This window comes from Methylobacterium sp. UNCCL125 (assembly GCF_900116795.1).
Lineage (GTDB): Bacteria > Pseudomonadota > Alphaproteobacteria > Rhizobiales > Beijerinckiaceae > Methylobacterium > Methylobacterium fujisawaense.
The window spans coordinates 58,471-83,261 of sequence record NZ_FPBW01000003.1; the positions used below are offsets into that span (position 1 = coordinate 58,471).

Sequence of the window (24,791 nt, forward strand, 5' to 3'; positions counted from 1 at the left end):
GCCTTGCGGTCAGCGCAATTGGCACGGAGTCAGGGGCAAGCGCGTACGCGCCTCCAAGCCTGACCCAAAGTGGACCGATGCTGCGCCCGAGCCTGTCGACGTTCGCCGTTCTCTGCCTGGGCGCCAGCCTCGGCGCCTGTGCCTCGAGCCGCCTGGATGGGCCGAGGACGCGGGCGCCGTCGCCGCAGGCCTCCCTGGACACGGTGCCGGCCATGCCGTCGGGCACCGTGACCGCAGCCCCCCTGGCGCCTCCGCCCGGCGTGGCCGCGAGCCCCGACGCGCCGCCCCCGCCCGGTGCCCAGGCGGCCGCGCCACCCGCCGGTCCGACGGTGATCGCCGAGCCGGTCGCTCCGCCGGCGCCGCCGCCGCCGGTCGCCACCGGCGGTCGCTCCTCCGTGGTCGGAAGCTGGGATGCCCGCGATGCCACCGGAGCGAATTGCAAGGTGACGCTCTCGAGCACGCCGGCCCTCGACCTCTACAGGGCGACGGCGACGGGCTGCCCCAACAAGGATCTGGCCCGGGTCTCGGCCTGGGACTTCCGCGACGGGGAAGTCTACCTCTACCAGCCGGGCGGCTCCGTGGCGGCGCGGCTGCGCCAGGGCGGCGGCGGCCTGGAAGGCGCCCTGACCAAGTCGGGCGCCGCGCTGGCCCTGAACCGCTGAGACACCGCGGCGGCGCGACCACTCCGCACGGTTGGCGCGGGGCCGGTCGCGCTTACATGAGGGGCTCCCGCCGCGTCACGCCCCCGTAGACATGTTCCTCGATTGGCTTGAACGCCGCGTCGACCCCTTCGCGCCCTTCGACGAGGCGCGGATGCCGCCGCGGTCGATCATCGGCTTTGCCTGGTTCTACCTGCGCCCGATCCGCGCCGCCCTGGCGGCCCTGTTCGTCATCGCGGTAATCGCCGGCACGGTCGAGGCGTCCCTCTACCTCGTGATGCGCTGGTTCATCGACCTGCTCGGCTCGGCCGATCGGGCGACGGTGCTATCGGACCACGCGGTCGAACTCGGCCTCGTGGTCGTTCTCATCGCGGTGGTGCGTCCGCTGTCGATCTGGGCGCACGAGGTGCTGTCCAACCAGCTCATCGTGCCGCAATCGACCAGCCAGATCCGCTGGCGGGCGCATCTCTACACCCTCGGGCACGCGCTCTCGTATTTCCAGGGCGACTTCTCCGGCCGTCTGGCCAACCGCGTCGTCCAGGTGGGCCCGGCGGTGCGGGAACTCGCGGTCGTCTTCATCGACACGCTCCTCTACGTGGCGATCTACGCGATCACGGCGGTCGGGCTGTTCAGCGCGATCTCGCCGTGGCTCGCCGTCCCGGTGCTGCTCTGGATCGCCGCCTACGCGGCCCTGACCGCGTGGTTCGTGCCCCGGGCCCGGGCGCGCTCGCACAAGACCGCCGACACCCGCTCGACGCTCATCGGCCGGATCGTCGACAGCTACACCAACATCCTGACGGTCAAGCTCTTCGCCCGCGACCGCGAGGAGCGGGCCGCGGTGCAGGACGCGGTGGACGTCCACACGGCCGCCTATCTTCACCAGTTCCGGCTGGTGACCCTGACCACCAGCCTGCTTGGACTCCTCAACAGCACGCTCCTGATCGCCACCGGTGCCGCGTGCCTCGTCCTGTGGCGCGACGGCGGCATGACCACCGGCGAGGCGTCGGCGGGTCTCGCCCTCGTGCTGCGCCTGATCGCCATGTCGGGCTGGGTCATGCAGACCGTGCGCGGTGTCTTCGAGAATGTCGGCGTGGTCCAGGAGAGCATGCAGACGATGGCCCGGCCGCACGCCCTGGTCGATGCGCCGGACGCGCAGTCCCTCGTCGTCACCGGCGGCGAGATCCGATTCGAGGAGGTCGGCTTCCATTACGGACGCGGCGACGCCACGGTCATCGAGGATTTCTCCCTGACGATCCGCCCCGGCGAGAAGGTCGGGCTGGTCGGCGTCAGCGGCGCGGGCAAGTCGACCCTGGCGGGTCTGCTCCTGCGCCTCTACGACGTGGAGAGCGGGCGCATCCTGGTGGACGGCCAGGACATCGCCGCGGTGACTCAGCAATCGCTGCGCGAAGCCATCGCGATGGTCAGCCAGGACACGTCGCTCTTGCACCGCTCCATCCGCGACAACATCGCCTATGGCCGCCCCGGCGCCAGCCAGGCGGAGATCGAGCGGGCGGCCCGGCTGGCGCATGCGGACGCGTTCATCGCCGATCTCGTCGATCACAAGGGGCGGCGGGGCTACGACGCCCAGGTCGGCGAGCGCGGCGTCAAACTGTCCGGCGGGCAGCGGCAGCGGATCGCCATCGCCCGCGTCATGCTGAAGGACGCCCCGATCCTGATTCTCGACGAGGCGACCTCGGCCCTCGACAGCCAGGTCGAGGCGGCGATTCAGGACTCCCTCGACACCCTGATGGCCGGCAAGACCGTGCTGGCCATCGCGCACCGCCTGTCGACCATCGCGGCCCTCGACCGGCTCGTCGTCATCGACCGCGGCCGGATCATCGAGGAGGGGACCCACGCCGAGCTTGTTGCGCGCGGTGGCGTCTATGCCGGATTGTGGTCGCGCCAATCCGGCGGCTTCCTGGACGACGGGACGGCCCGATACGACAGCGCCGTCGCGTGAGCGCCGCACCGGCAGCGTTACCGGCAACATACCGCGACGATCGCGGGTCGACCTTATCGCCGCGCCGCACACAGCGGCTTGACTCGGGGGCGTCAGACAGTCTCATTGCTCAGATTAGAACCATAATGCTTTGTTCCTGGATCGAGCCGGGACGAGGGCACCTGCGGCCCTGACGCCGACGCATGGAGTTCCGAACCTTGGCGAACACATCAGCCGCCGCTCCCGCGGCCTCTGGTCATGAGGGCAGCCGCCGTGACTTTCTCTTCCTGGCGACCGGCGCCGGGCTGGCGGTCGGGGCCGCAGCCGCGGCTTGGCCGCTGATCTCTTCCATGGCGCCCGATGCGGACACGATCGCCGCCGGGGCGCCGATCGAAGTCGATCTGACGCCGATCCAGGACGGCCAGATCGTCAACGTCTTCTGGCGCGGCAAACTGATCTTCGTGCGCAAGCTCACCGCCAAGGAGGTGGGCGACATGAAGGCGGTCCCGCTCTCGGCGATGATCGACCCGGCCGCCTTCCCGACGCGGGTCAAGAACGGCCACGACCAGTGGCTGGTGGTCTACGGCAACTGCACGCATCTCGGCTGCGTGCCGATCGGCCACCAGGGCAATTTCGAGGGCTGGGCCTGCCCGTGCCACGGCTCGCAATTCGACGCGGTGGGCCGCGTGCGCCATGGACCCGCGCCCATCAACCTGCCGATCCCGCCCTACGCCTTCGAGACGGACACCAAGATCCGGATCGGCGAAGGCGGCAAGGAAGCGGCCTGAGGAGGACGGAAGCATGAGCGGAACGGCCAGCACCTACGTCCCCAAGAGCCGCGTAGCCAAATGGTTCGAAGCGCGCCTGCCCATCGCCGGGCTGGTGCACTCGTCCTTCATTGCCTACCCGGTTCCGCGGAACCTCAACTACTTCTGGACCTTCGGGGCGATCCTCGCCGCCTTCCTGGGCATCCAGATCGTCACCGGCGTCTGGCTGGCGATGCACTATGAGCCTTCGGCGACGGGTGCCTTCACCTCCGTCGAGAAGATCATGCGCGATGTGAACTACGGATGGCTGCTGCGCTACGCGCATGCCAACGGCGCCTCGATGTTCTTCGTGGCCGTCTACGTCCACATGTTCCGGGCGCTTTATTACGGGTCATACAAGGCCCCGCGCGAGGTGCTCTACATCCTCGGCGTCGTCATCTACCTGCTGATGATGGCCACGGCCTTCCTGGGCTACACGCTGCCCTGGGGCCAGATGAGCTTCTGGGGCGCGACCGTCATCACCAACATCCTGGCGGCGATCCCGGTGGTCGGCGACACGATCCAGACCCTGCTCTGGGGCGGCTACTCGGTGGGCAACCCGACCGTGAACCGCTTCTTCTCGCTGCACTACCTGCTGCCGTGGATGATCGCCGGCGTGGTCGTGCTGCACGTGTGGGCGCTGCACGTCACCGGCCAGAACAACCCGGCCGGGATCCCGATCAAGTCGGGCAAGGACGCGGTGCCGTTCACGCCCTACGCGACGATCAAGGACGTCTTCGCCACCTGCGTGTTCATGATCCTGTTCGCCTGGTTCCTGTTCTACCAGCCGAACTTCCTCGGCCACGCCGACAACTACATCCAGGCGAACCCGGCCGTGACGCCGGCGCACATCGTGCCCGAATGGTACTTCCTGCCGTTCTACGCGATCCTGCGTGCGGTCCCGAGCAAGCTCGGCGGCGTCATCCTGATGTTCTCGGCGGTGATCATCCTGGCCTTCGCGCCGTGGCTCGACACGTCGCGGATCCGCTCGTGCAACTACCGGCCGCTCTACCGCCAGTTCTTCTGGGTGTTCATCGGCGCGACCCTGCTGCTCGGCTGGCTCGGCTCGCAGCCGCCGGAGGGGGGCTACGTGCTGGCCGCTCAGGTCTGCACCATTTACTACTTCGCGCACTTCCTGATCGTCATGCCGCTCTGCGGCCTGTTCGAGACGCCGAAGAAGCTGCCGGGCTCGATCCTCGAGAGCGTGACCGGGCCGGGCAAGCAGGTGAGCGGATCCGGCATGCCGGCGGGCGCTGCCGCCGCACCGACCACCAAAGGCTGACGGGCTGACGACAGGACCATGATGATGACCCGCGTCCTCTCGACGACCGCCGCGGCCGCCCTGGCGGCCCTTCTGATCGGCGCCGTGCCGGTCTCCGCCCAGGAGGGGCATGGCGGGCCGATCCCGGCCCGCGTGAACTGGAGCTTCGCCGGCGTGTTCGGCCGCTTCGACACCGCGCAGCTGCAGCGCGGCTTCCAGGTCTACAAGGAGGTCTGCTCCGCCTGCCACTCGATGAAGCTGGTCTCCTTCCGCAACCTCGCCCAGGAGGGCGGACCGGACTTCACCGCCGGGCAGGTGAAGGCCCTCGCGGCGACCTACCAGGTGAAGGACGGCCCGAACGATGCCGGCGAGATGTTCGAGCGGCCCGGCCGGCCCGCCGACACCTTCCCGCCGCCCTTCCCGAACGATCAGGCGGCAGCGGCGGCCAACGGCGGCAAGGCCCCGCCGGACTTCTCGGTCATCGCCAAGGCGCGGACCTTCTCCCGGGGCTCGCTCTACTTCCTGACCGACTGGCTGCCCTTCGTCGGCTACTCGGAGCAGGGCCCCGACTACATCCACGCCCTGCTCAACGGCTACGAGGAGCCCCCGAAGGACTTCGCCCTGCCGGAGGGTGGCCACTACAACAAGTACTATCCCGGCCACATCATCGCGATGCCGCCGCCGATCACCGACGGGCAGGTCTCCTACCCGAAGAACGATCAGGGCCAGCCGGTCGTGCCCGAGACGGTCGATCAATACGGCAAGGACGTCTCGGCCTTCCTGATGTGGGCGGCCGAGCCGCACATGATGGACCGCAAGGCCCTGGGCTTCCGGGTGATCCTGTTCCTCATCATCCTGTCGGCACTGCTCTACTATGTGAAGAAGAAGATCTGGGCCGATGTCGGCGGCGAGGTGCACGGCCTCCAGCCGGAGCTGCACAAGACCTACTGAAGCGCGCTGCCGCGATCGACGAGACGGATGGGCTCCCGAAAGGGGGCCCATCTTTTTTGGGCTGGATCGCCATGTTAACCCGTGGCCACCGCGACGATCGGCTGGACGGAAGCGGGTTGAACCATCCCTCAACCTCATCCTGAGGTGCTGCGCAGCAGCCTCGAAGGACGGCTCCAGAGATCGCTGCGAATTCTGGAGCCCTCCTTCGAGGCCTCCGCTTCGCTCCGGCGCCTCAGGATGAGGTGGCGGATGGATCAGGCGGCCGTTATGTGCTGCGCGACCAGGGGAATACCTTCATGACGGCAGCGGTCCTCGGAGTGATGGGCGGGTCCGGCGTCTACGACCTGCCGGGTCTCGAGGACGTGCGCGAGGAGCGCGTGACGTCGCCCTGGGGCGAGCCCTCGGACGCCCTGCGCATCGGGCGGATCGGCGAGACCAAGGTCGTGTTCCTGGCCCGGCACGGGCGGGGACACCGGCTCTCGCCGTCGGGCATCAACTACCGCGCCAATATCGACGTCCTGAAGCGGGCCGGGGTCACCGACCTCGTCGCCCTCTCGGCCTGCGGCTCGTTCCGCGAGGAGCTGCCGCCGGGCCTCTTCGTACTCGTCGACCAGTTCGTCGACCGCACCCACGGGCGCGCCACCTCGTTCTTCGGCGACGGCTGCGTCGCCCACGTGTCCCTCGCCCATCCGGTCGGTCCGGGGCTGCAGGCGCGGATCGCCGTCGCCGCGAAGGCCGAGGACATCGCGGTGCATCGCGGCGGCACCTATGTCTGCATGGAGGGGCCGCAATTCTCGTCGCTCGCCGAATCCCGGGCCTACAAGGCCCAGGGCTTCGACGTGATCGGCATGACCAACATGCCCGAGGCCAAGCTCGCCCGCGAAGCGGAGATCACCTACGCCACCATCGCGATGGTCACCGACTTCGATTGCTGGCACCCGGGCCACGACGCGGTGGACGTCGCCTCCGTGATCGCGGTCGCCCGGGCCAACGCCGACAAGGCGGCGCGGCTCGTCGCCCGTCTCGCCCGCGATTTCCCGGCCGAGCGCGAGCCGTGCCCGGCGGGCGCGCACCGGGCGCTCGACGGCGCGATCATGACGGCGCCCGCGGTCCGGGATCCGGCTCTGCTCGCCAAGCTCGACGCCGTGGCGGGACGGGTCCTCAACGGGTAGCCGGCCGCCCTTTCCATTCGGCGGCGAGTCCCTCTAGAAGGCGCGGGCGGCCGCGGCCGCCCCAGACGCGAAGTCCAGACCGAAATGCGCAGCGCCTCCATCAGCCGGAAGACCGCGGAAACCGATATCGCGGTCACCGTCCATCTCGACGGGACCGGGCGATCCAATATTGCCACTGGGATCGGCTTCCTCGACCACATGCTGGATCTGCTGGCGCGGCACGCCCTGTTCGACCTGGACGTGAAGGTCGTGGGCGACCTGCATATCGACCAGCACCACTCGGCCGAGGATTGCGGCATCGCCCTGGGCCAGGCCTTCGCCAAGGCACTCGGCGACAAGCGCGGCGTCACGCGCTACGCCGACATCCACTTGCCGATGGACGAGGCGCTGACCCGGGTCTGCGTCGACATCTCGGGTCGCCCCTTCCTGGTGTTCCGCACCGCCTTCCGCGTGGAGAAGATCGGGACCTTCGACACAGAGCTGGTGCGCGAGTGGTTCCAGGCCTTCGCGATGAATGCCGGCCTGACCCTCCACGTGGAGACTCTCTACGGCGACAACGCCCACCACATCGCGGAGAGCTGCTACAAGGGGCTGGCCCGGGCCTTGCGGAAGGCCGTGGCGATCGATCCGCGGGAGGAGGGGCGCGTTCCCTCCACCAAGGGCTCCCTGTAGACCTGTTGTCGCCGGGCGCCCGGATCGGCCACGCGGCCGTCGCGGCGCACGCTGTCGGAGTTTCGCGATGCGGATGCGCAGCTACACGCTCCACCTGCCGGCCGATGCGCGGCCGGGCGAGTCGGTCGAACTCGACCGGGCCGTGCTGGTGCGGGACGGCTTTTCCTGGCCGGCCTTCGCCTTCACGGTGCTGTGGTTCCTGTTCCACCGCCTCTGGATCGCCGCCCTGGTCGTCCTCGTCGGCCTCGTGGCATTGGCCGCGGCCGGCTTCGTGCTCGGGTTGCCGACCGGTGCCGGCCTGATCGTCTCCCTGCTGGCCGCTTGGCTGATCGGCCTCGAAGCGTCGAGCCTCCGCCGCTGGACCCTGGCCCGGCGCGGCTGGCCGGCGCGTGACGCGGTCATCGCCGCGACGCCCGAGGAGGCCGAGGCCCGGGCCCTGAACCGCTGGCTCGAAGCCAGCCCGACAACGCCGCGGGCCCCGTTCCCGAGCGGTCCCAGCCGGCGGTCCGAGCCGGTGATCGGGCTGTTCCCCGCCCAGGAAGGCGCCCGGTGAGAGTCCGGGTGAGACGCGCATGAGCACCGAGACCGTCGCGATCATCGATTACGGGTCGGGCAACCTCCATTCCGCCGCCAAGGCCTTCGAGCGCGCCGCCCGCGAAAGCGGGTGCGATGCGCGGATCTGCCTGACCTCGGATCCGGAGGTGGTGGCCGCGGCCGACCGCGTCGTGCTGCCCGGTGTCGGCGCCTTCGCGGATTGCCGCCGCGGGCTCGATGCCGTCCCCGGCATGGTCGAGGCGATGACCCAGGTCGCGCACGAGGCGGGGCGCCCGTTCCTCGGGATCTGCGTGGGGATGCAGCTCCTGGCGACCCGCGGGTTGGAATATACCACGACGCCGGGCCTCGGCTGGATTCCCGGCGATGTCGGTCCGATCCGGCCGTCGGATCCGACCCTGAAGGTCCCCCATATGGGCTGGAACACCCTGCGGACCGAGCGCGACCATCCCCTGCTCGCCGGCATTCCCACCGGCGACGACGGGCTGCACGCCTATTTCGTGCACAGCTACGCGCTCAATGCGGAACGCCCGGACGACGTGGTGGCGCGCGCCGAGTACGGTGGCCCGGTCACCGCCCTCGTCGCCCGCGACAATGTCGCCGGCACGCAGTTCCACCCCGAGAAGAGCCAGCGGCTGGGCCTCGCGCTCATCGCCAACTTCCTGAACTGGCGCCCGTGAGCGCCGTTCGGCCCAGGCAAGAAGGACAGAAGCGCCCGTGATCCTGTACCCGGCGATCGACCTGAAAGAGGGGCGTTGCGTCCGCCTCATCCAGGGGGACATGGCGCAGGCCAAGGTCTTCGGCGACGATCCGGCCGCGCAGGCCGCGATCTTCGAGTCGCAGGGCTTCTCCTGGCTCCATGTGGTCGATCTCGACGGCGCCTTCGCGGGCGCGCCGCGGAACGCGGAGGCCGTCGACGCCATCCTCGCGCGGGTGAAGATCCCGGTCCAGCTCGGCGGCGGCATCCGCGAGATGAAGACCCTGGAGGGCTGGCTGAGCAAGGGCGTCGCCCGGGCGATCATCGGCACCGCGGCGGTGCGCGATCCCGGCTTCGTCCGGGAGGCCGCCCGCAAGTATCCGGGCAAGATCGCGGTCGGGATCGACGCCAAGGACGGCCGCGTCGCGGTCGAGGGCTGGGCCCAGACCTCCAGCATGACCGCGGAGGAGCTGGGGCGCCGGTTCGAGGACGCGGGCGTCGCGGCGATCATCTACACCGACATCGCCCGCGACGGCATCCTGAAGGGCCTCAACGTCGAGATGACCCTGGCACTCGCAGAGGCCGTGCGCATCCCGGTGATCGCCTCGGGCGGCCTCGCGTCGATCGACGACGTGCACCGGCTGCTGCAGCCGGATTGCGCGCTGATCGCCGGCGCGATCACGGGCCGGGCACTCTACGACGGCCGCATCGATCCGGAGGCGGCCCTGGCTGCGATCGCTGCGGCGCGCGGCCCGGCCGCGTGATAGTCTGAGGCCTGCGATATGAGACGGCGCCCGTGCTGAAGACCCGCATCATCCCCTGCCTCGACGTGAAGGACGGGCGCGTCGTGAAGGGCGTGCGCTTCGAGGGCCTGCGCGACGCCGGCGATCCCGTCGAGGCCGCCAAGGTCTACGACGCGGCCGGCGCCGACGAGCTGTGCTTCCTCGACATCACGGCGAGCCGCGAGGCCCGCGGCACGCTGCTCGACATCGTCAGCCGCACCGCCGAGGCCTGCTTCATGCCGCTCACCGTGGGCGGCGGCGTGCGCACCGTCGAGGACGTCCGCGCCCTGCTGCTGGCCGGCGCCGACAAGGTCGCGATCAACACCGCGGCCGTGAAGGATCCCGACCTCGTGGCCCGGGCTGCCGAGAAGTTCGGCGCGCAGTGCATCGTCGTGGCGATCGACGCCAAGCGCGTCTCGCCGCCCGGCGCGCCGGCCGCCTGGGAGATCTTCACCCATGGCGGCCGCGACCCGACGGGGATCGACGCCGTGGGCTTCGCGCGGCTGGTGGCCGAGAAGGGCGCCGGCGAGCTGCTCGTGACCTCCATGGACAAGGACGGCACCCGCTCCGGCTACGACCTCGCGCTGACGCGGGCGATCAGCGACGCCGTCACCGTGCCGGTGATCGCCTCGGGCGGCGTCGGCGGCCTCGACGACCTCGTGGCCGGCGTGGCCGAGGGCGGCGCCAGCGCCGTGCTGGCGGCCTCCATCTTCCATTTCGGGCAGGCGAGCGTCGCCGAGGCGAAGGCGCACATGGCGGCGGCCGGCCTCGCCATGCGCCTCGACGGCCCGGCCTCTTCCGCGAGGGCGCCCCTGTGAGCAGCTATCTTCTGGCGAACGCCAACCTCCTCGATCCCGAAACCGGCCGCGAGACCGCCGGCGCGGTGCTGGTACGGGACGGCCGCATCGCCGACATCGCCGCCGGTGCGGCGCCGGGTGCCCCGGCCGACGCGAAGCGCGTCGATTGCGCGGGCCGCGTGCTGACCCCCGGGCTGATCGATATGCGCGCCTTCGTGGGCGAGCCGGGGGCCGAGCACCGCGAGACCCTGGCCTCGGCGAGCGCCGCGGCGGCCGCGGGCGGCGTCACGACGCTTGTCTGCATGCCCGACACCAACCCGGTGATCGACGAGCCGGCCATCGTCGATTTCGTGCTCCGCCGCGCCCGCGACACGGCGAGCGTCAACGTCCTGCCGGCGGCCGCCATCACCAAGGGGCTTGCCGGCCGGGAAATGACCGAGTTCGGTCTGCTCAAGGAGGCCGGCGCGGTCGCCTTCACGGACGGGCTGCGGGCCGTGGCGAACGCCCAGGTGCTGCGTCGCGCCCTGACCTATGCCCGGGATTTCGACGCCCTGATCGTGCAGCACGTGGAGGAAGCCTCTCTCGTCGCCGAGGGCGTGATGAACGAGGGCGAGCTCGCCTCGCGCCTCGGGCTGATGGGGATCCCCCGCGAGGCGGAGACGGTGATGCTGGAGCGGGACATCCGCCTCGTACGGCTCACCGGCGCCCGCTACCACGCGGCGATGATCTCCTGTGCCGATTCGGTCGAGATCGTCCGGCGGGCGAAGCAGGACGGCCTGCCGGTGACCTGCGGCGTCTCGGTGAACAACCTCGTCCTCAACGAGAACGACATCGGCCATTACCGCACCTTCTGCCGGCTCTCGCCGCCCCTGCGCCACGAGACCGACCGGCAGGCGGTGGTGCGTGCCCTGGACGAGGGTGTGATCGACGTCGTCGTGTCGGATCACAACCCGCAGGACGTCGAGACCAAGCGCCTGCCCTTCGCCGAGGCGGCGGATGGGGCACTGGGCATCGAGACCCTGCTCGGCGCCGCGATGCGCCTCGTCCATACCGGCGACCTGGCGCTGCCCAAGCTTATCGCCGCGCTCACCGTGAACCCGGCGCGGATCCTCGGCCGCGAGGCTGGCCGGCTGGCGGTTGGTGCCCCCGCCGACCTGGTCCTGATCGATCCCGATCTCCCCTACGTCCTCGACAAGCGCCGGCTGAAGTCGCGCTCCAAGAATTCCCCGTTCGACGAGGCGCGCCTCCAAGGCGCGGCGGTGCTGACGCTGGTCGGCGGACGGATCGTCCACGCGGTCGACGATCTCGCGGCCGCCGCATGATGCTTCCCGATCTCGCGACCCCGGCCGCCCTCGGCGGCCTCGCCCTCGGCTACGCCCTGGGCTCGATTCCGTTCGGGCTGATCCTGACCAAATTCGCCGGCCTCGGCGACGTGCGGGCCATCGGCTCGGGCAATATCGGCGCCACCAACGTGCTGCGGACCGGCCGCAAGGGCCTTGCCGCGGCGACCCTGCTGGGTGACGCCCTCAAGGGAACTGTCGCCGTCCTGCTCGCCAAAAACCTGGGCGAGGGTGCGGCGCTCGCCGCGGGGCTCGGTGCGTTCCTGGGGCACCTGTTCCCCATCTGGCTCGGATTCAAAGGCGGCAAGGGTGTCGCGACCTTCATCGGCGTGCTCCTGGCCTTCAATGCCGCGGCGCTCGGTCTCTTTGCAGCGATCTGGCTCGGGCTCGCCTTCGCGCTCAAGTATTCGTCGCTGGCGGCACTTGCGGCATCCGCGGCGACACCCTTGGCCCTGTGGGCTCTCGGTGCGCCGGCCCAAGCTTTGCTGTTCCTCATCTTGGCCGTGCTGCTATGGTGGAAGCACGCGCCCAACATCCGCCGGCTCGCAAACGGCACCGAGGGGCGCATCGGCCAGAAAGGCTGAGCGCACGCGCGCCACGCGCGGACCTTGGGGAAGTGCATGCAGCTCACCGACGCGCAGCGGCTCGACTGGCTGCGGCTGATCCGGACCGAGGGCGTCGGGCCGCGCACTTTCCGGAGGCTGGTGAACCGGTTCGGCGGCGCGGCGGCCGCCCTGGACGCCCTTCCGGATCTCGCAGGCCGCCAGGGTCGGCGGATCACGCCTCCGACGCGCAGCGAAGCCGAGGCCGAGATCGCGGCGCTCGCCCGCCTCGACGGCCGCCTGATCGCCACGGGCGAGGCGGACTATCCCCGGCTCCTCGCGCAGGTCGACGCGGCGCCGCCGCTCCTGGCCCTGCGCGGCGCCGGCATCCTGAACCGCCCGGCCGTTGCGCTCGTCGGTTCGCGCAACGCCTCGACGGCAGGGCTCGCCTTCACGGAGCGGCTGGCCCGCGGCCTCGGGGAGGCCGGCCTCACGGTGGTCTCGGGCCTCGCCCGCGGGATCGACGCCCGGGCGCACAGGGCCAGCCTTCCGACAGGAACCATCGCCGTGATGGCGGGCGGCCAGGATCGGATCTACCCGGCGAGCCACGCGGCCCTGGTCGAGGCCATCCTGGGGGAGGGCGGCGCCGTCCTGGCCGAGATGCCCATGGGCTGGGAGCCCCGCGGACGCGACTTCCCGCGGCGCAACCGGATCATCTCCGGCCTGTCCTACGGGACCGTCGTGGTCGAGGCCGCCCGCCGCTCCGGCTCGCTGATCACGGCGCGCTACGCCCTGGAGCAGAACCGGGAGGTCTTCGCGGTCCCGGGCTCGCCGCTGGACCCGCGCGCCGAGGGCACCAACGACCTGATCCGCCAGGGCGCCACCCTCGTCTCCGAGGTCGCCCACGTCGTCGAGGTGCTGGGCCCGATCATCGAGCGCGGCCCGGACGCGGAGGCGGCGCCGGCGCGCGGTCGGCCGGACCTCGCCGAGCAGCCGGATTTCTGGGACGAGATCGAGTTCGACGCGACCGGCGCGGATTGCGATCCGATCCCGCTGTGGCCCGACCGCGAGGCTGCCGGCCGCCCCGTCTGCGAAGACGAGCCGCCCCAGCCCGCGGATGACCGGGCGCGGATCGTCGCCCTGCTCGGCCCGAGCCCGGTGGGCACCGACGAGCTGGCCCGGAGCGCCGGGGTCGGCGCTCGGACCGTGCAGAGCGTGCTTCTGGAACTGGAGCTCGACGGACGGATCGAGCGCCACGGCAGCGGCACGGTCTCCCTGGTCAGTCGCTGAGGAAATCGTCCTCGGTGTCGGCATCCGCGTCGGCGAGATTGCGCATGACGTCGAGGCAGCCCTGCAGGATGTAGGCGGCGGCGAGCTTGTCCACGAGTTCGCCGCGCCGCGCCCGGGAGGCGTCGGCCTCGATCAGCGCGCGGGTGACCACAGCGGTCGAGAGACGCTCGTCGAAGAAGACGTGGGGCAGGGGGAGGATCGGCGCGAGGTTGCGCATGAAGGCGCGGGTCGACTGCACCCGCGGCCCCTCGCTGCCATCCATGTTGAGCGGCAGCCCGACCACCAGGCCGCCGACCGCGTGCTGCCGGCAGAGGGTCGCGAGCCGCTGCGCGTCGGGGGTGAACTTCACCCGGCGGATCGTCTCCAGGGGTGTCGCGATCTGGCGGCCGAGATCCGACAGGGCGAGCCCGATCGTCTTGGTGCCGAGATCGATGCCGATCAACCGGGCGCCGCCGCGGGACTCGGCCGCGAAGGCGCGGATCGCGTCGAAGTTCATGACTCCGCCTGTTCGGTGCGCGCCAGGGTGGCCTCGGCAATACCCTCGAACCGGGCGGGGAGGGGCTCCGCGCCCGGCCCCAGAACCAGCGCCGCGGACGGCGCGGCGACCCGGGTGAAGAAATCGTCGAGGCTCTCGCCGCCGAACCGCACCGTCTCCAGATCGGGCGCGAGCAGCCAGACGTCGTACTCGCCGTCCGTCCCGGAGACGTCCCAGAACAGGAAGCTGCCATCCTCGCCCGCGCCGAAGAAGCAGGCGCGCTCGACGACGCTCGCTTCGCCGCCCTCGACATCGAAGCGGTGCGGCTCCGCGCCCTCTTCCAACATGGCGACGGCGGCACCGACGCTGTGGGCGATGAGCCCCGCCTGGGTCACCAGATCGCAGGCCGCGAACGGCGCCGGCACGGCGATGCGGAACTGCCCCCCCGCGAGGCCGACGCCGCAGGTTCGGCAGAAGGCGCGATAGGAGGCCGGCAGCGGAAAGCCGAGATCCGCCGCCGCACGGTCGAGAGCCCCTTCGTCCGGCACGAAGCCCGGCGCGAGATCCGCGAAAACCTGCTCCCACATCGATCCCGCTCCACCGTCCACAGGCTTCAGCTCCTGCGCAGATCGCCCCCGGTGCGCGCGGAGCCGTTCGCGTCTAGGTAGGTTAATGTTCCGTTAAACCACACTGTAGGGGCCCGCCTTGTCGACGAACGGCCAGCTCTCCTGTTCCGCACCGTCCGGATATCGGCGGGCGATGCCGCGCAAGCACCGCTGGATGCTGCTCCTCGCCTTCGAGATCCTGGTCGCGGGCTTCACCCAAGCCATGATCCAGCCGGTCCGGCAACCGGGAATCACCATCGAGATGTCGGTGACGCCCCACCACGTCGTGACCTGATCGGCCCCACACGAGTGTCGGCCTGCGAGTTCGGTCCCGGTGGCGTCGCCCGGGCCGGCCTTCGTCTGCTCTGGCACGCCGGCCTCCCGTCCGCTTCGACCCGCGTTGCAGCGCGTCGAGCGCCGATGCTATAGCCCGACCGACTTCGGGAGAGTGCTCCCGGGCAGGGACGAACGGGACGGCATGTCGGTCGACGAGAAGACGGTTCGGCGCATCGCGCATCTGGCGCGGATCGCGGTCACCGACGACGAAGTCGGGCCGCTGCAGGGCGAGCTGAACGCCATCCTTGCCTTTGTCGAGCAACTCGGCACGGTCGACGTCACGGGCGTCGAGCCGATGACCTCGGTGACGCCGATGGCGATGAAGAAGCGCGAGGACGTCGTCACCGAGGGCGGCCGCGCCGCCGACGTCGTCGCCAACGCGCCCGAGACCGAGGACAATTACTTCCTGGTCCCGAAGGTGGTCGAGTAGGCCGAGGACGGCCCGGACCTTGCGGACCGGATTTCTGGCGGGCAGGCGCGCGACAGCGCGCGCGGGGACGTGAACAGCGTGGATCCGAACGAACTCACCCTGGCCGAAGCGCGCGATGCCCTGAAGGCGAAGCGGATCTCGGCCCGCGAGCTGACCCAGGCGCATCTCGACGCCATGGCCAAGGCCCGCGTCCTGAACGCGTATATCCGGGAGACCCCGGACCGCGCCCTGGCGATGGCCGAGGCTTCCGACCGGAAGATCGCATCGGGCGAGGGCCGCCCCCTCGAGGGCATCCCCCTCGGCATCAAGGACCTGTTCTGCACGCACGGCGTGACGACCACGGCGGGCTCCAAGATCCTCGAAACCTTCGAGCCGCATTACGAATCGGCCGTGTCGGCCAATCTGTGGCGCGACGGCGCCGTGATGCTCGGGAAGCTCAATCTCGACGAGTTTGCCATGGGCTCGTCCAACGAGACCAGCGCCTACGGCAACGTGGTCTCGCCCTGGCGGCGCAAGGGATCGGACACGCAGATCGTGCCCGGCGGCTCCTCGGGCGGCTCCGCCGCGGCGGTCGCCGCGCGGCTCTGCCTCGGCGCCACCGCGACCGATACCGGCGGCTCCATCCGGCAGCCCGCCGCCTTCACCGGCACGGTGGGGATCAAGCCGACCTACGGGCGCTGCTCGCGCTGGGGTACTGTGGCCTTCGCCTCCTCCCTCGACCAGGCGGGCCCGATCGCCCGGACGGTGCGCGACTGCGCCATCCTCCTCGGCTCCATGGCGGGCCCCGATCCCAGGGATACGACCTGCACCGATCTGGCGGTGCCCGATTTCGAAGCCGCCGTGTCGCGCGGCGTGAAGGGCCTCACCATCGGCATCCCGAAGGAGTACCGGGTCGACGGCATGCCCGCCGAGATCCAGAAGCTCTGGGACGAGGGCGCCGCGTGGCTCAAGGCTGCCGGTGCGACGATCCGGGAGATCTCGCTGCCGCACACCGCCTACGCGCTGCCGGCCTACTACATCGTGGCCCCGGCGGAGGCCTCCTCGAATCTGGCGCGCTACGACGGCGTCCGCTACGGCCTGCGCGTGCCCGGCAAGGACATCGCCGGGATGTACGAGAACACCCGGGCCGCCGGCTTCGGCCGCGAGGTGAAGCGCCGGATCATGATCGGCACCTACGTGCTCTCGGCCGGCTACTACGACGCCTATTACGTCCGCGCGCAGAAGATCCGCACGCTGATCAAGCGTGACTTCGAGGCGGCCTACGCCGCCGGAGTCGACGCGATCCTCACGCCGGCGACGCCGTCGGCCGCCTTCGGCATCGGCGAGAAGGCCTCGGCCGACCCGGTGGAGATGTACCTCAACGACGTGTTCACCGTGACGGTGAACATGGCGGGCCTCCCGGGCATCGCCGTGCCGGCGGGGCTCGATGGCCAGGGCCTGCCCCTCGGCCTCCAGCTCATCGGCCGGCCCTTCGACGAAGAAACGCTGTTCGCGGTCGCGCAGGTGATCGAGGAAGCGGCGGGCCGCACCGTCCTGCCCGAGCCGTGGTGGTCATGACCGTCCCCTATTACCCCTGGACGATCTGGATCTGGGCCGGGTTCGATCCGGCGCTGATCGTGGTGGCGGTCTATCTCGGCTGGACCGCCAGCCAGTTCGGCAAGGTCTTCATCGCGGCGATCGCGGCGCTCGGATTCTCGGTGCTGTTCTCCTACGCGGTCAGCGCCGCCGGCATCCCCTGGCCGGCGCCGATCACCCGCGACGGCCCGACCTTTTTCCCGGTGCGCGCCGTCGCGGCTCTCCTCTGGGCCATCCTCGGCTACGGCGCCCGGCAGGCGGTCAGACGCCGCGCTTGATCTTTTCGCGACGCCGCCCGTAAGTGACCGGACGACATCCACGCCCACCCGCGCCCTCATCCTGAGGTGCCCGCGTGAGCGGGCCTCGACGGAGGCCTCCAGCCGGCCGCGCGATCCCTGGAGCCCTCCTTCACGGCTGCTGCGCAGCACCTCAGGATGAGGGCGTGGGTGGGGGGATCACGCCAAGCTCCTTTTCTCGGCCCGGACGACCATGAACGCACCCGTCGACCCCAAGAAGCTGATCAAGGGCGGCCTCCATGATTGGGAGGTGATCGTCGGCATGGAGATCCACGCCCAGGTGTCCAGCCGGGCGAAGCTGTTCTCCGGCGCCTCGACGGAATTCGGCGGGGAACCCAACGACCACGTCTCCCTGGTCGATGCCGCGATGCCCGGGATGCTGCCGGTGATCAATGCGGAATGCGTGGCCCAGGCGGTGCGCACCGGCCTCGGCCTGAAGGCCAAGATCAACCTGCGGTCGGTGTTCGACAGGAAGAACTACTTCTACCCGGATCTGCCCCAGGGCTATCAGATCTCGCAGTACAAGGACCCGATCGTCGGCGAGGGGGAGGTTCTCGTGGATCTGCCCGACGGTGCGTCGATCACCGTGGGCATCGAGCGCCTGCACCTCGAGCAGGATGCCGGCAAGTCGCTGCACGATCAGGACCCGACCCGGAGCTTCGTCGACCTCAACCGCTCGGGCGTGGCGCTGATGGAGATCGTCTCCCGGCCGGACCTACGCTCCTCCGAGGAGGCGAAGGCCTACGTGACCAAGCTGCGCACGATCCTGCGCTACCTCGGCACCTGCGACGGCGACATGGAGAAGGGATCGCTCCGCGCCGACGTGAACGTCTCGGTGCGCCGCCCCGGCGAGCCGCTGGGCACCCGCTGCGAGATCAAGAACGTCAACTCGATCCGCTTCATCGGGCAGGCGATCGAGACCGAGGCGCGGCGCCAGATCGCCATCCTCGAAGACGGTGGAAAGATCGACCAGGAGACGCGCCTTTTCGACCCGACCAAGGGCGAGACGCGCTCGATGCGCTCCAAGGAAGAGGCGCACGATTATCGCTACTTCCCCGATCCGGACCTGCTGCCGCTCGAATTCGACCAGGCCTATGTCGACACCCTGGCCGAAGGGCTGCCCGAGCTGCCGGATGCCAAGAAGGCGCGGTTCGTCTCCGCATTTGGCCTCTCGCCCTACGACGCCGGCGTGCTGGTCGCCGAGCGTGCCTCCGCCGACTACTACGAGGCGGTGGCCAAGGGCCGGGACGGCAAGGCCGCGGCCAATTGGGTGATCAACGAGCTGTTCGGCCGCCTCAACAAGGAGGGCCTGTCCATCGAATCGACGCCGGTCTCGGCGGACCAGCTCGGCGCGATCATCGACCTGATCGGCGAGGGCGTGATCTCCGGCAAGATCGCCAAGGACCTGTTCGAGATCGTCTGGACCGAGGGCGGCGACCCGCGCGCCATCGTCGAGAGCCGCGGCATGAAGCAGGTGACCGACACGGGCGCCATCGCGGCGGCGGTGGATCAGATCATCGCGGCCAATCCCGACAAGGTCGCCCAGGCCAAGGAGAAGCCGACTCTGCTGGGCTGGTTCGTCGGCCAGACCATGAAGGCCACGGGCGGCAAGGCAAATCCCGCGGCGGTGAACGCGTTGCTCAAGGCGAAGCTCGGGATCGATTGACACCCGATGGCCCGAGCGGCGCGAAGCAGGCCAGCTCTGGGATATCGCGTGTGGGCCGAGCCATCGGCGCGGCGACATCGCAGGCCGATTGACCCGGAGCGCGGACGGCGCGCCCGGGCGCTCGAACCACCGTCGGTGCAAGATCGCGTCGTGACGGCAGGCCTGCCTTCCGGGCTCCGCTACGCGGTTCCGGCCTGACCGGCGGACGAGACCACCGGTGGGCTCAGCTTCGCGCAGACAGGCGGTGAGCCGGCCGCCCTCGGGGCCACGACGAAATCCCGCCACGGCGAGGCCGGGCAGGCAATGAACCATCAGCTTCTGTCTTAGGGAAACCGCGGCGGAACGGCTCAAAGTGGGGCATTTTGCGTGTTCGAAGGCGCGCCATAATTGGCCGCTTCTGCGCCCCTGGAGCCGCGTCCGTCCGGCTGTCCGTGTGCTGCCGCTAAGTTCCGGGCCGAACCTGTCCCTGAACCGTCTAGGCGGCTTTCCGCTGCGGTGGAGTCATCCCTGTCTCCTCCAGCTTCCGGCAACCGGACGTCTTACGAAACCTGACACCGTCAAGGTTTCCGTACGGTCGGTGCCGGCTTTCGCCAAGCACAGGTGGAGACTGCGCCCGTCTTGCCGAGCCGTCAATAGCCATTTTGCCGGCACAGCGGCACCTCGCACGACATCGCCGGGGGATCGCAGTGCAGCGCCAAGCCCATCAATCACTTGGATCGATCCTTCGGCGCTGCGAAATATCGGCTGGGGGGCGCGTTACTTGCCGGCACCCATAGTGTTCTCGACGAGAAAGCGAATACCGCGGTCGAAAGACTCGTCCGTGTTACCGCGCAGGTCGACGCTGTAGGCCCGCTCGGGCGCGTCGCCGGTGAGGGGCTTCACGTAGACGTTCAGGTTGAGGATCAGGTTCGAGACCTTCTGCACCTCGCCGGTGATGGCGACGTCGGCGCCGAGTTCGCGGGCGAAGTCATCCGCACAGCCGTTGCAGCGCCGCAGGTCCGCGCTCTTGGCGACCGCCGCCCGGACCGGATCGGTCGAGATCACGATGTACAGGCCCTTTCTCTCCAGCAGAGCGCGCAGTTCGGCGCTCACCCGCTTGAGGCGCGCGGCGTCCGCTGCATCGGTCGGCACCGGGGACAGGTTCGAGAACTGGAAGTCGAACACCGCCGCCTTCAGCGGCGCGGCCGCGGCGGGCCCTGCGGTCAGCAGGAGGCAGGCGAGTCCAAGCCATCGGTTCATCGGAGTCTCCCACGCGGTGGTGTCTCCGGGAAACGGCATCACCGGCCATCGGGATCGCAGCGGCGCGGCGATTCACCTCTGATCGGCCGCCGCGGTGGGTCCGGCTGCCGGCGTCGTCAGGGCGGAGACCCGGTCGCGCAGGTCCATGAACCAGTTGGGCGCCGGGCCGCGGCCGCCGTTGACGAACACGGTCGCGGTCATGCCGGCGATGAGCGGGACGCCCGGCGGAACATGGTCGATGCGGATGCGGACCGGGACCCGCTGGGCGAGACGCACCCAGGTATAGACCGGGTTGACGTCCGGCAGCCCCTGCGTGCTCGCCGCGGCATTGGCCGTGGAGATGCCCAGCGTGATGCTGTGAACCGTCCCGGTGAGATGCGGATCGAAGCCCATCAGCTTCACGTCGGCGGTGTCGCCGACCCGGATGTTGGACATTTTGGTCTCTTCGAAATAGCCGTCGATCCAGAAGGAATCGGTGTCGACCACGTTGATGTTCGCGGTGCCGGTCCGGGCATAGTCGCCGACGCGCATCAGCAGGTTCGTCACCCGCCCGTTGACGGTGGATGTCACCCGGGTGCGCTCCAGGTTGACCTTGGCCTGCCGCAATTGCGCCTGGGCGCTCTCCAGCGCCGCCTCGGCGATCTTGGCCGCGCCGGCAAATTGCTGCTTCTCTTCGACGGAGGTCGACACCGTCGAGAGCGCCTGCCGCCGGGCCGACTGGGCGTTCTTCACCTGCAGGTCGGCCTCGCGGTTCTTGACCTCGGCATCCGCCGACGCGACCGCGACCTCGAAGTCGATCGGGTCGATGACGTAGAGGACGTCGCCCTTGCGCACGGTCTGGTTGTCCTGGACGCGGACCTCGACGATCTGCCCGGCGACCTGCGGCGCGATGTTGGCGACCTGCACCCGGACCGTGCCGTCGCGCGTCCAGGGCGCCGCCACGTAGAATTCCCAGACGAAGGCCGCCGCCAGGATCGCGGCGAGCAGGATCACGCCGGTGGCCGCCAGCCGGAAAGTCTTGGCGGCTCGGCCCCGGCGCGGGATCGCGGGCAACGGATCGCGCCGCCCCGGCGCATCGTCGCGGGCGGCGGGCTTCGGATCGTCCTCGTCGGCGGTCGTGTCGGGCATCAGATGAACGCTATCAGGAGGGCGAGAACACAGACGTAGAGGCCGGCCTCGGCGAGCGGGGCGTTGGCGACGTAGCGGCTGAAGCGGAGGCGCGCGAAGGCGAAGCGCAGGATGATCAGGATCACGAACGCCGCCAGGGCATAGGCGACGAAGGCCGTGACCAGCACCCCGCCGACATGGATGTCCTCGTGCATGGTAACCCCGGAAGAAGTCGCCCGTCAGAAGAGCGCGATGTCGAGGCGATGGAGGAATCGCCGGTGGCGGGTGATGGTCCGTGATGCGGTGACGAGATCGCTGGCCGCGCGGGCGGTGGTGAGCCGCACGGCCCGGCCCTGGCCGGCGGCGGCCCGGATCAGGTCACGCGCCGCGGTCTCGAGCCCGCGATCGTCGCCCGAAGCCAACGCGTCCCGTGCCCGCGGGATCGCGCCACGCAGGGCCTCGATGGACCAGAGGCGGCGCAGCTCCGCATGGGCCCGGGCGGCGGCGGCCTCCAGACGGGCGAGGGCGAAGGCGTGATGCAGGTTCGCCCGCCGCACGGCGCCGCTCCCCGAGCTGTAGCCGGCGAACTGAAACAGCCGGTCGGCATTCAGGCTGGTGCGGGTGGTGGCATCGCCTCCCTGGCCGATTAGCGCGTCGGCGAGCGCCCGCCGGGCCGAATCGAGGGCGAAGCCCCGCTGCTGCGCAGGTGTGACCGGCAGGACCAGGCGGACGACGATCGACAGGATCACGGCCGCCGCGACCACGAGGAACGCGTTCAGCAGGAAGGTCAGGGCGTCGTAGGTCTGCGGATTCGAGGGGCCGAGCAGGACTGGAAAGAACACGATCAGGATGAAGCCGATGCCGAAGGTCTTCGGGTTCAGCGACAGGAAGCAGCCGAGGAAGATCACCGGCGCCATGACGATCGCCAGCATCGGGAACCCCTGGACACCGTTCAGGAGCGCGAAGCGGGCGATGCCCGCAAGGGTCGCCGCGAGCGTCATCCCGATGACGACCCCGTTGGCGAATTTCTTCGGATCCGGCGTCACGGAGGACAGGGCCGCGGTGGCGGCCACTTGGACCAGCGCGAACGAGGCCTGCGGCAGGCCGAGCGCCACGAAGGCGGCGGCCGTCACGGCGAAGCTCAGGGCGACCCGCAGGGCGCCGCGGAGGGCGACCGGGAAGTCGCGATGGGTCGGCAGCCGGGCGTCGCGCAGGGGCTCGTGGCCGTCCGCCACCGCGCGGATGCCGTCCTGCGCGAAGGTGGCCGCACAGACGAAGTCGAGGGCGCGCTGGAGAACCACCACCTCGTCGAGGGGCCGGTTCCCGTCCCGGATCGCGGAATCGACCAGGTCGCGCAGGCGCTCGTCGTCGCGATCGAGGACATCGGGATCGGGCGCGTCGGCCACCCTTCGGCAGATCGCCATCGCCTCCGCGACCGCCGGGCTCGGATGGCGCAGGCACGCGGCCGCAGCCGCCACGCTGCGGATCGCGGCCGCCATCGCGTACAAGGCGGCGATGCAGCTGCGCGCGCCGGCCGCACGGAACCGGCCGTCGTCGAGTTCCCCCGTGATGGCGCTGGCATCGGCCCGCATCGGCGCGATGGTGCGGATCAGCGCGGCGGTCCGCGTCGCGCCGAGATCGCCGGATTCCAGCGTCTCCCGGGCATAGCTCCGCGTGTCGTCCCAGCCCTTGCGGAGCTGCGGCAGCAGCGCCCGCCACGTGCTCGGGGAGGCGAGGGCGTCGTTGATGAAGGTGATCACGACGATGCCGAGAACGATCACGGCGACGCGGGACACGGCGGCGTCGAAGGTGCCCTGCGGGTCGTCGATCTGGCCCAGGGCGACGATCGCCACGGTATAGCCGGACAGCATGGCGCCGTAGGCCCGTGTGTCCTGCAGGTACTGGGCGACGAAAACGCAGAGGCCGAGCCAGACGGTGAAGCCGAGGAGCAGCAGCACCCGGTCTTGCCCGAACAGGGCCATGAAGACGATCGACACCGCGGCCCCGATGAGCGTGCCGAGAAGGCGGTAGACCGCCTTGGAAATGGCCTGCCCGCGCTTGGGCTGGGCGAGAATCGCCACGCAGGTGGCGGCAGACGAGGCGCTGTCGAGCTGGAGCCAGAAGGCCATCGCCAGCGCCAGCATCATGGCGATCCAGATGCGCAGGGCAAAGGCCCAGGCCGCCGGCTTGGGCACCCAGGCATCGAGGAACGCCACCGCGCGGTCGAGAAGCGACCCGGCCGACGGATCCGCGGCGGGCGCGACGGTGGCCTCAGCCATGCCGGACCCGGCGCGGTGCGCCGTCCGCCGCCCGTGGGGACGGATGAAGGTCCAACATGTCCTCGCCTTTCCCGCCGCCCCGCCGCGGATATCTGAACAATCAAGAAGCGCTGCGGTTCGCGACCGGCTCAGGCTTTATCGCCGCCCTTCAGCCGCTTGTTGCACTTGCTCCAGTACTGCGGCCATTTCGGCCCCTGCGCGGCCTTCTGAGCGTCGGTCAGGGCGCGCCACTCGGCGCCGCAGGTCTTCTGCCGGTCGCGGGCAGCGGACTGGCCGGCGCTCGGCTGCTTCGCTGCGGGCGAGGCCGGCGCCGCCGAGGGCGCCTCGGAGGCCGGCGGCGCCTTGGCTGTCGACTCCTTGGCAGCCGGCTCCTTGGCGAGGACAGGCTGGGCGGCGAGCAGCGGCACGGACAGGATCGCGATCCTGACGAGACGATCGATCATCGGAAATTCCCCCTCGGGCGTCGTTGCGACGCCCGAGACGCAGTCTCGCCGCTCGCCCCGGGAGACGGCAAGCCCGGCGCCGCAGCCGCCAACAGCTGCCGCCACGCCGTGTCGAATCCTCAGGCCCGCTCTCGGGATGCCCTTGAGCGTGGCCGGGAAATCGTCTTCACTGTCGGGGTTGTCCGGAAAAGGCGGAGGACCATCGCACCGCCGACGATTGGGTCCAGGAGCAGACAGAGCATGGCAGCGGTGTCCGGGCGGCCGATCGACGTCCATACCTGGAGTACGCCGAACGGCTGGAAGATCCCGATCATGCTGGAGGAGTGCGGGCTCCCCTACCGCATCGTTCCCGTGGACATCGCCAAGAACGAGCAGTTCGCTCCCGATTTCCTGGCGATCTCACCCAACAACAAGATCCCGGCCATCGTCGATCCGGAGGGTCCCGGCGGACAGCCGATCTCGGTCTTCGAATCAGGCGCGATCCTGCAGTATCTCGGCCGGAAAACCGGGCAGTTCTATCCGACCGACGAGCGCGCCCGCGTCCTCGTCGACGAGTGGCTGTTCTGGCAGGTGGCGGGCTTCGGACCGATGCTCGGGCAGACGCACCACTTCAAGATCTACGCGCCCGAGAAGCTGCCCTACGCGATCGACCGGTTCACAGCAGAAGCCAAGCGTCTGTACGGCGTGCTGGAACGACGCCTCGAGGGCCGCGCTTTCCTGGCCGACGACTATTCCATCGCCGACATCGCGACCTTCACCTGGGCGAAGCTGAACTTTAAGCAGGGCGTCGACATCAACACCCTGCCGAACGTGGCGCGATGGCTCGAGAGCATCCTGGCGAGGCCGGCGGTGCAGCGCGGCCTCGCAGCGATCTGACAGG

Annotated in this window: 27 protein-coding genes; 20 read left to right on the forward strand and 7 right to left on the reverse strand. The window is 70.0% G+C overall.

From position 1 onward, the window contains the following. Nucleotides 1-77: 77 nt before the first annotated feature. The 14 genes from BM396_RS02160 (at nucleotide 78) to dprA (ending at nucleotide 13,460) form a co-directional block, all read left to right on the forward strand. Nucleotides 78-662, forward strand: coding sequence for a protease inhibitor Inh/omp19 family protein (locus BM396_RS02160; RefSeq protein ID WP_043352132.1), 585 nt, complete (start codon nucleotides 78-80; stop codon nucleotides 660-662). Between the two features lie 91 nt (nucleotides 663-753). Further along, nucleotides 754-2,619: an ABC transporter ATP-binding protein gene (locus BM396_RS02165; RefSeq protein ID WP_043383663.1), complete on the forward strand. Its 1,866-nt coding sequence runs from the start codon at nucleotides 754-756 to the stop codon at nucleotides 2,617-2,619. Nucleotides 2,620-2,801: 182 nt separating this feature from the next. Beyond that, complete coding sequence (gene petA / locus BM396_RS02170) at nucleotides 2,802-3,386, forward strand: ubiquinol-cytochrome c reductase iron-sulfur subunit (protein WP_078946996.1); 585 nt, start codon at nucleotides 2,802-2,804, stop codon at nucleotides 3,384-3,386. Between the two features lie 13 nt (nucleotides 3,387-3,399). Beyond that, a complete protein-coding gene (locus BM396_RS02175; RefSeq protein ID WP_043351447.1) occupies nucleotides 3,400-4,686 on the forward strand; it encodes a cytochrome b in 1,287 nt (428 codons plus the stop codon). Nucleotides 4,687-4,704: 18 nt separating this feature from the next. Continuing rightward, complete coding sequence (locus BM396_RS02180) at nucleotides 4,705-5,616, forward strand: cytochrome c1 (RefSeq protein ID WP_043383665.1); 912 nt, start codon at nucleotides 4,705-4,707, stop codon at nucleotides 5,614-5,616. A gap of 296 nt (nucleotides 5,617-5,912) precedes the next feature. Then, on the forward strand, nucleotides 5,913-6,788 hold the full coding sequence (locus BM396_RS02185) for an S-methyl-5'-thioadenosine phosphorylase (protein WP_043383750.1): 876 nt from the start codon (nucleotides 5,913-5,915) through the stop codon (nucleotides 6,786-6,788). 84 nt (nucleotides 6,789-6,872) lie between these two features. Next, the gene (gene hisB, locus BM396_RS02190; protein ID WP_043383667.1) at nucleotides 6,873-7,460 is read left to right on the forward strand and encodes an imidazoleglycerol-phosphate dehydratase HisB; all 588 of its coding nucleotides are present in this window, start codon (nucleotides 6,873-6,875) and stop codon (nucleotides 7,458-7,460) included. A gap of 67 nt (nucleotides 7,461-7,527) precedes the next feature. Next, nucleotides 7,528-8,013 (forward strand): DUF2628 domain-containing protein, encoded by a 486-nt coding sequence (locus BM396_RS02195; protein WP_078946997.1) that lies wholly within the window; start codon nucleotides 7,528-7,530, stop codon nucleotides 8,011-8,013. Between the two features lie 19 nt (nucleotides 8,014-8,032). Continuing rightward, nucleotides 8,033-8,692 carry an imidazole glycerol phosphate synthase subunit HisH gene (gene hisH, locus BM396_RS02200; protein WP_043383669.1) on the forward strand — a complete coding sequence of 220 codons (660 nt, stop codon included), beginning with the start codon at nucleotides 8,033-8,035 and terminating at the stop codon, nucleotides 8,690-8,692. 37 nt (nucleotides 8,693-8,729) lie between these two features. After that, complete coding sequence (hisA, locus tag BM396_RS02205) at nucleotides 8,730-9,473, forward strand: 1-(5-phosphoribosyl)-5-[(5-phosphoribosylamino)methylideneamino]imidazole-4-carboxamide isomerase (RefSeq protein ID WP_043351439.1); 744 nt, start codon at nucleotides 8,730-8,732, stop codon at nucleotides 9,471-9,473. A gap of 32 nt (nucleotides 9,474-9,505) precedes the next feature. Beyond that, a complete protein-coding gene (gene hisF, locus BM396_RS02210) occupies nucleotides 9,506-10,309 on the forward strand; it encodes an imidazole glycerol phosphate synthase subunit HisF (RefSeq protein ID WP_043383671.1) in 804 nt (267 codons plus the stop codon). Beyond that, complete coding sequence (locus BM396_RS02215) at nucleotides 10,306-11,610, forward strand: dihydroorotase (protein WP_043383672.1); 1,305 nt, start codon at nucleotides 10,306-10,308, stop codon at nucleotides 11,608-11,610. The genes hisF and BM396_RS02215 overlap by 4 nt, the downstream gene beginning before the upstream one ends. Then, nucleotides 11,610-12,212 (forward strand): glycerol-3-phosphate 1-O-acyltransferase PlsY, encoded by a 603-nt coding sequence (plsY, locus tag BM396_RS02220; protein WP_043383753.1) that lies wholly within the window; start codon nucleotides 11,610-11,612, stop codon nucleotides 12,210-12,212. The genes BM396_RS02215 and plsY overlap by 1 nt, the downstream gene beginning before the upstream one ends. Before the next feature lie 36 nt (nucleotides 12,213-12,248). Further along, nucleotides 12,249-13,460 (forward strand): DNA-processing protein DprA, encoded by a 1,212-nt coding sequence (gene dprA, locus BM396_RS02225; protein WP_043383674.1) that lies wholly within the window; start codon nucleotides 12,249-12,251, stop codon nucleotides 13,458-13,460. On the opposite strand, the gene ruvX is transcribed toward dprA, so the two are convergent. Together ruvX and BM396_RS02235 are read right to left on the reverse strand one after the other, a co-directional pair. After that, nucleotides 13,450-13,956: a Holliday junction resolvase RuvX gene (ruvX, locus tag BM396_RS02230; RefSeq protein WP_043355472.1), complete on the reverse strand. Its 507-nt coding sequence runs from the start codon at nucleotides 13,954-13,956 to the stop codon at nucleotides 13,450-13,452. The two genes, dprA and ruvX, sit on opposite strands and share 11 nt — an antisense overlap. Beyond that, complete coding sequence (locus tag BM396_RS02235; RefSeq protein WP_043383676.1) at nucleotides 13,953-14,522, reverse strand: SMI1/KNR4 family protein; 570 nt, start codon at nucleotides 14,520-14,522, stop codon at nucleotides 13,953-13,955. The genes ruvX and BM396_RS02235 overlap by 4 nt, the downstream gene beginning before the upstream one ends. A gap of 172 nt (nucleotides 14,523-14,694) precedes the next feature. On the opposite strand from BM396_RS02235, the gene BM396_RS32590 reads away from it, so the two are divergent. The 5 genes from BM396_RS32590 (at nucleotide 14,695) to gatB (ending at nucleotide 18,843) form a co-directional block, all read left to right on the forward strand. Next, nucleotides 14,695-14,835: a hypothetical protein gene (locus BM396_RS32590; protein ID WP_164706408.1), complete on the forward strand. Its 141-nt coding sequence runs from the start codon at nucleotides 14,695-14,697 to the stop codon at nucleotides 14,833-14,835. A 183-nt stretch (nucleotides 14,836-15,018) separates the two neighbouring features. Then, nucleotides 15,019-15,306, forward strand: a complete 288-nt coding sequence (gene gatC / locus BM396_RS02240; RefSeq protein ID WP_043355468.1) for an Asp-tRNA(Asn)/Glu-tRNA(Gln) amidotransferase subunit GatC — start codon at nucleotides 15,019-15,021, stop codon at nucleotides 15,304-15,306. Between the two features lie 78 nt (nucleotides 15,307-15,384). Then, a complete protein-coding gene (gene gatA, locus BM396_RS02245) occupies nucleotides 15,385-16,863 on the forward strand; it encodes an Asp-tRNA(Asn)/Glu-tRNA(Gln) amidotransferase subunit GatA (protein WP_170867456.1) in 1,479 nt (492 codons plus the stop codon). Then, the gene (locus tag BM396_RS02250) at nucleotides 16,860-17,159 is read left to right on the forward strand and encodes a hypothetical protein (protein WP_043354732.1); all 300 of its coding nucleotides are present in this window, start codon (nucleotides 16,860-16,862) and stop codon (nucleotides 17,157-17,159) included. The genes gatA and BM396_RS02250 overlap by 4 nt, the downstream gene beginning before the upstream one ends. Nucleotides 17,160-17,370: 211 nt before the next feature. Continuing rightward, complete coding sequence (gene gatB / locus BM396_RS02260) at nucleotides 17,371-18,843, forward strand: Asp-tRNA(Asn)/Glu-tRNA(Gln) amidotransferase subunit GatB (RefSeq protein WP_043383681.1); 1,473 nt, start codon at nucleotides 17,371-17,373, stop codon at nucleotides 18,841-18,843. Between the two features lie 756 nt (nucleotides 18,844-19,599). On the opposite strand, the gene BM396_RS02265 is transcribed toward gatB, so the two are convergent. The 5 genes from BM396_RS02265 to BM396_RS02285 form a co-directional block, all read right to left on the reverse strand. Further along, the gene (locus BM396_RS02265) at nucleotides 19,600-20,082 is read right to left on the reverse strand and encodes a DUF3280 domain-containing protein (RefSeq protein WP_043383682.1); all 483 of its coding nucleotides are present in this window, start codon (nucleotides 20,080-20,082) and stop codon (nucleotides 19,600-19,602) included. 72 nt (nucleotides 20,083-20,154) lie between these two features. Next, nucleotides 20,155-21,210, reverse strand: coding sequence for an efflux RND transporter periplasmic adaptor subunit (locus tag BM396_RS02270; RefSeq protein WP_043383683.1), 1,056 nt, complete (start codon nucleotides 21,208-21,210; stop codon nucleotides 20,155-20,157). Continuing rightward, nucleotides 21,210-21,404, reverse strand: coding sequence for a DUF1656 domain-containing protein (locus BM396_RS02275; protein WP_043347071.1), 195 nt, complete (start codon nucleotides 21,402-21,404; stop codon nucleotides 21,210-21,212). Before BM396_RS02275 ends, BM396_RS02270 begins: the two co-directional genes overlap by 1 nt. 24 nt (nucleotides 21,405-21,428) lie before the next feature. Then, the gene (locus tag BM396_RS02280; RefSeq protein ID WP_043383685.1) at nucleotides 21,429-23,468 is read right to left on the reverse strand and encodes an FUSC family protein; all 2,040 of its coding nucleotides are present in this window, start codon (nucleotides 23,466-23,468) and stop codon (nucleotides 21,429-21,431) included. Nucleotides 23,469-23,596: 128 nt separating this feature from the next. Further along, complete coding sequence (locus BM396_RS02285; protein WP_043347072.1) at nucleotides 23,597-23,911, reverse strand: hypothetical protein; 315 nt, start codon at nucleotides 23,909-23,911, stop codon at nucleotides 23,597-23,599. Nucleotides 23,912-24,151: 240 nt separating this feature from the next. Here BM396_RS02285 and BM396_RS02290 point away from each other — a divergent pair, with 240 nt between their 5' ends. Further along, complete coding sequence (locus BM396_RS02290; RefSeq protein ID WP_043383686.1) at nucleotides 24,152-24,787, forward strand: glutathione S-transferase N-terminal domain-containing protein; 636 nt, start codon at nucleotides 24,152-24,154, stop codon at nucleotides 24,785-24,787. Nucleotides 24,788-24,791 lie beyond the last annotated feature (4 nt).

Bases quoted from the DNA above. Each gene is read 5' to 3' on its own strand.
- BM396_RS02250 (WP_043354732.1), top strand. From the start codon at position 16,860: ATGACCGTCCCCTATTACCCCTGGACGATCTGGATCTGGGCCGGGTTC.
- BM396_RS02270 (WP_043383683.1), bottom strand. From the start codon at position 21,210: ATGCCCGACACGACCGCCGACGAGGACGATCCGAAGCCCGCCGCCCGC.
- BM396_RS02165 (WP_043383663.1), top strand. From the start codon at position 754: ATGTTCCTCGATTGGCTTGAACGCCGCGTCGACCCCTTCGCGCCCTTC.
- BM396_RS02285 (WP_043347072.1), bottom strand. From the start codon at position 23,911: ATGATCGATCGTCTCGTCAGGATCGCGATCCTGTCCGTGCCGCTGCTC.
- ruvX (WP_043355472.1), bottom strand. From the start codon at position 13,956: ATGAACTTCGACGCGATCCGCGCCTTCGCGGCCGAGTCCCGCGGCGGC.
- BM396_RS02175 (WP_043351447.1), top strand. From the start codon at position 3,400: ATGAGCGGAACGGCCAGCACCTACGTCCCCAAGAGCCGCGTAGCCAAA.
- BM396_RS02265 (WP_043383682.1), bottom strand. From the start codon at position 20,082: ATGAACCGATGGCTTGGACTCGCCTGCCTCCTGCTGACCGCAGGGCCC.
- BM396_RS02290 (WP_043383686.1), top strand. From the start codon at position 24,152: ATGGCAGCGGTGTCCGGGCGGCCGATCGACGTCCATACCTGGAGTACG.
- BM396_RS32590 (WP_164706408.1), top strand. From the start codon at position 14,695: ATGCCGCGCAAGCACCGCTGGATGCTGCTCCTCGCCTTCGAGATCCTG.
- hisB (WP_043383667.1), top strand. From the start codon at position 6,873: ATGCGCAGCGCCTCCATCAGCCGGAAGACCGCGGAAACCGATATCGCG.
- BM396_RS02195 (WP_078946997.1), top strand. From the start codon at position 7,528: ATGCGGATGCGCAGCTACACGCTCCACCTGCCGGCCGATGCGCGGCCG.
- hisH (WP_043383669.1), top strand. From the start codon at position 8,033: ATGAGCACCGAGACCGTCGCGATCATCGATTACGGGTCGGGCAACCTC.
- BM396_RS02180 (WP_043383665.1), top strand. From the start codon at position 4,705: ATGATGATGACCCGCGTCCTCTCGACGACCGCCGCGGCCGCCCTGGCG.
- BM396_RS02160 (WP_043352132.1), top strand. From the start codon at position 78: ATGCTGCGCCCGAGCCTGTCGACGTTCGCCGTTCTCTGCCTGGGCGCC.
- plsY (WP_043383753.1), top strand. From the start codon at position 11,610: ATGCTTCCCGATCTCGCGACCCCGGCCGCCCTCGGCGGCCTCGCCCTC.
- gatC (WP_043355468.1), top strand. From the start codon at position 15,019: ATGTCGGTCGACGAGAAGACGGTTCGGCGCATCGCGCATCTGGCGCGG.
- gatB (WP_043383681.1), top strand. From the start codon at position 17,371: ATGAACGCACCCGTCGACCCCAAGAAGCTGATCAAGGGCGGCCTCCAT.
- dprA (WP_043383674.1), top strand. From the start codon at position 12,249: ATGCAGCTCACCGACGCGCAGCGGCTCGACTGGCTGCGGCTGATCCGG.
- BM396_RS02275 (WP_043347071.1), bottom strand. From the start codon at position 21,404: ATGCACGAGGACATCCATGTCGGCGGGGTGCTGGTCACGGCCTTCGTC.
- petA (WP_078946996.1), top strand. From the start codon at position 2,802: ATGGAGTTCCGAACCTTGGCGAACACATCAGCCGCCGCTCCCGCGGCC.
- BM396_RS02280 (WP_043383685.1), bottom strand. From the start codon at position 23,468: ATGGCTGAGGCCACCGTCGCGCCCGCCGCGGATCCGTCGGCCGGGTCG.
- BM396_RS02185 (WP_043383750.1), top strand. From the start codon at position 5,913: ATGACGGCAGCGGTCCTCGGAGTGATGGGCGGGTCCGGCGTCTACGAC.
- BM396_RS02235 (WP_043383676.1), bottom strand. From the start codon at position 14,522: ATGTGGGAGCAGGTTTTCGCGGATCTCGCGCCGGGCTTCGTGCCGGAC.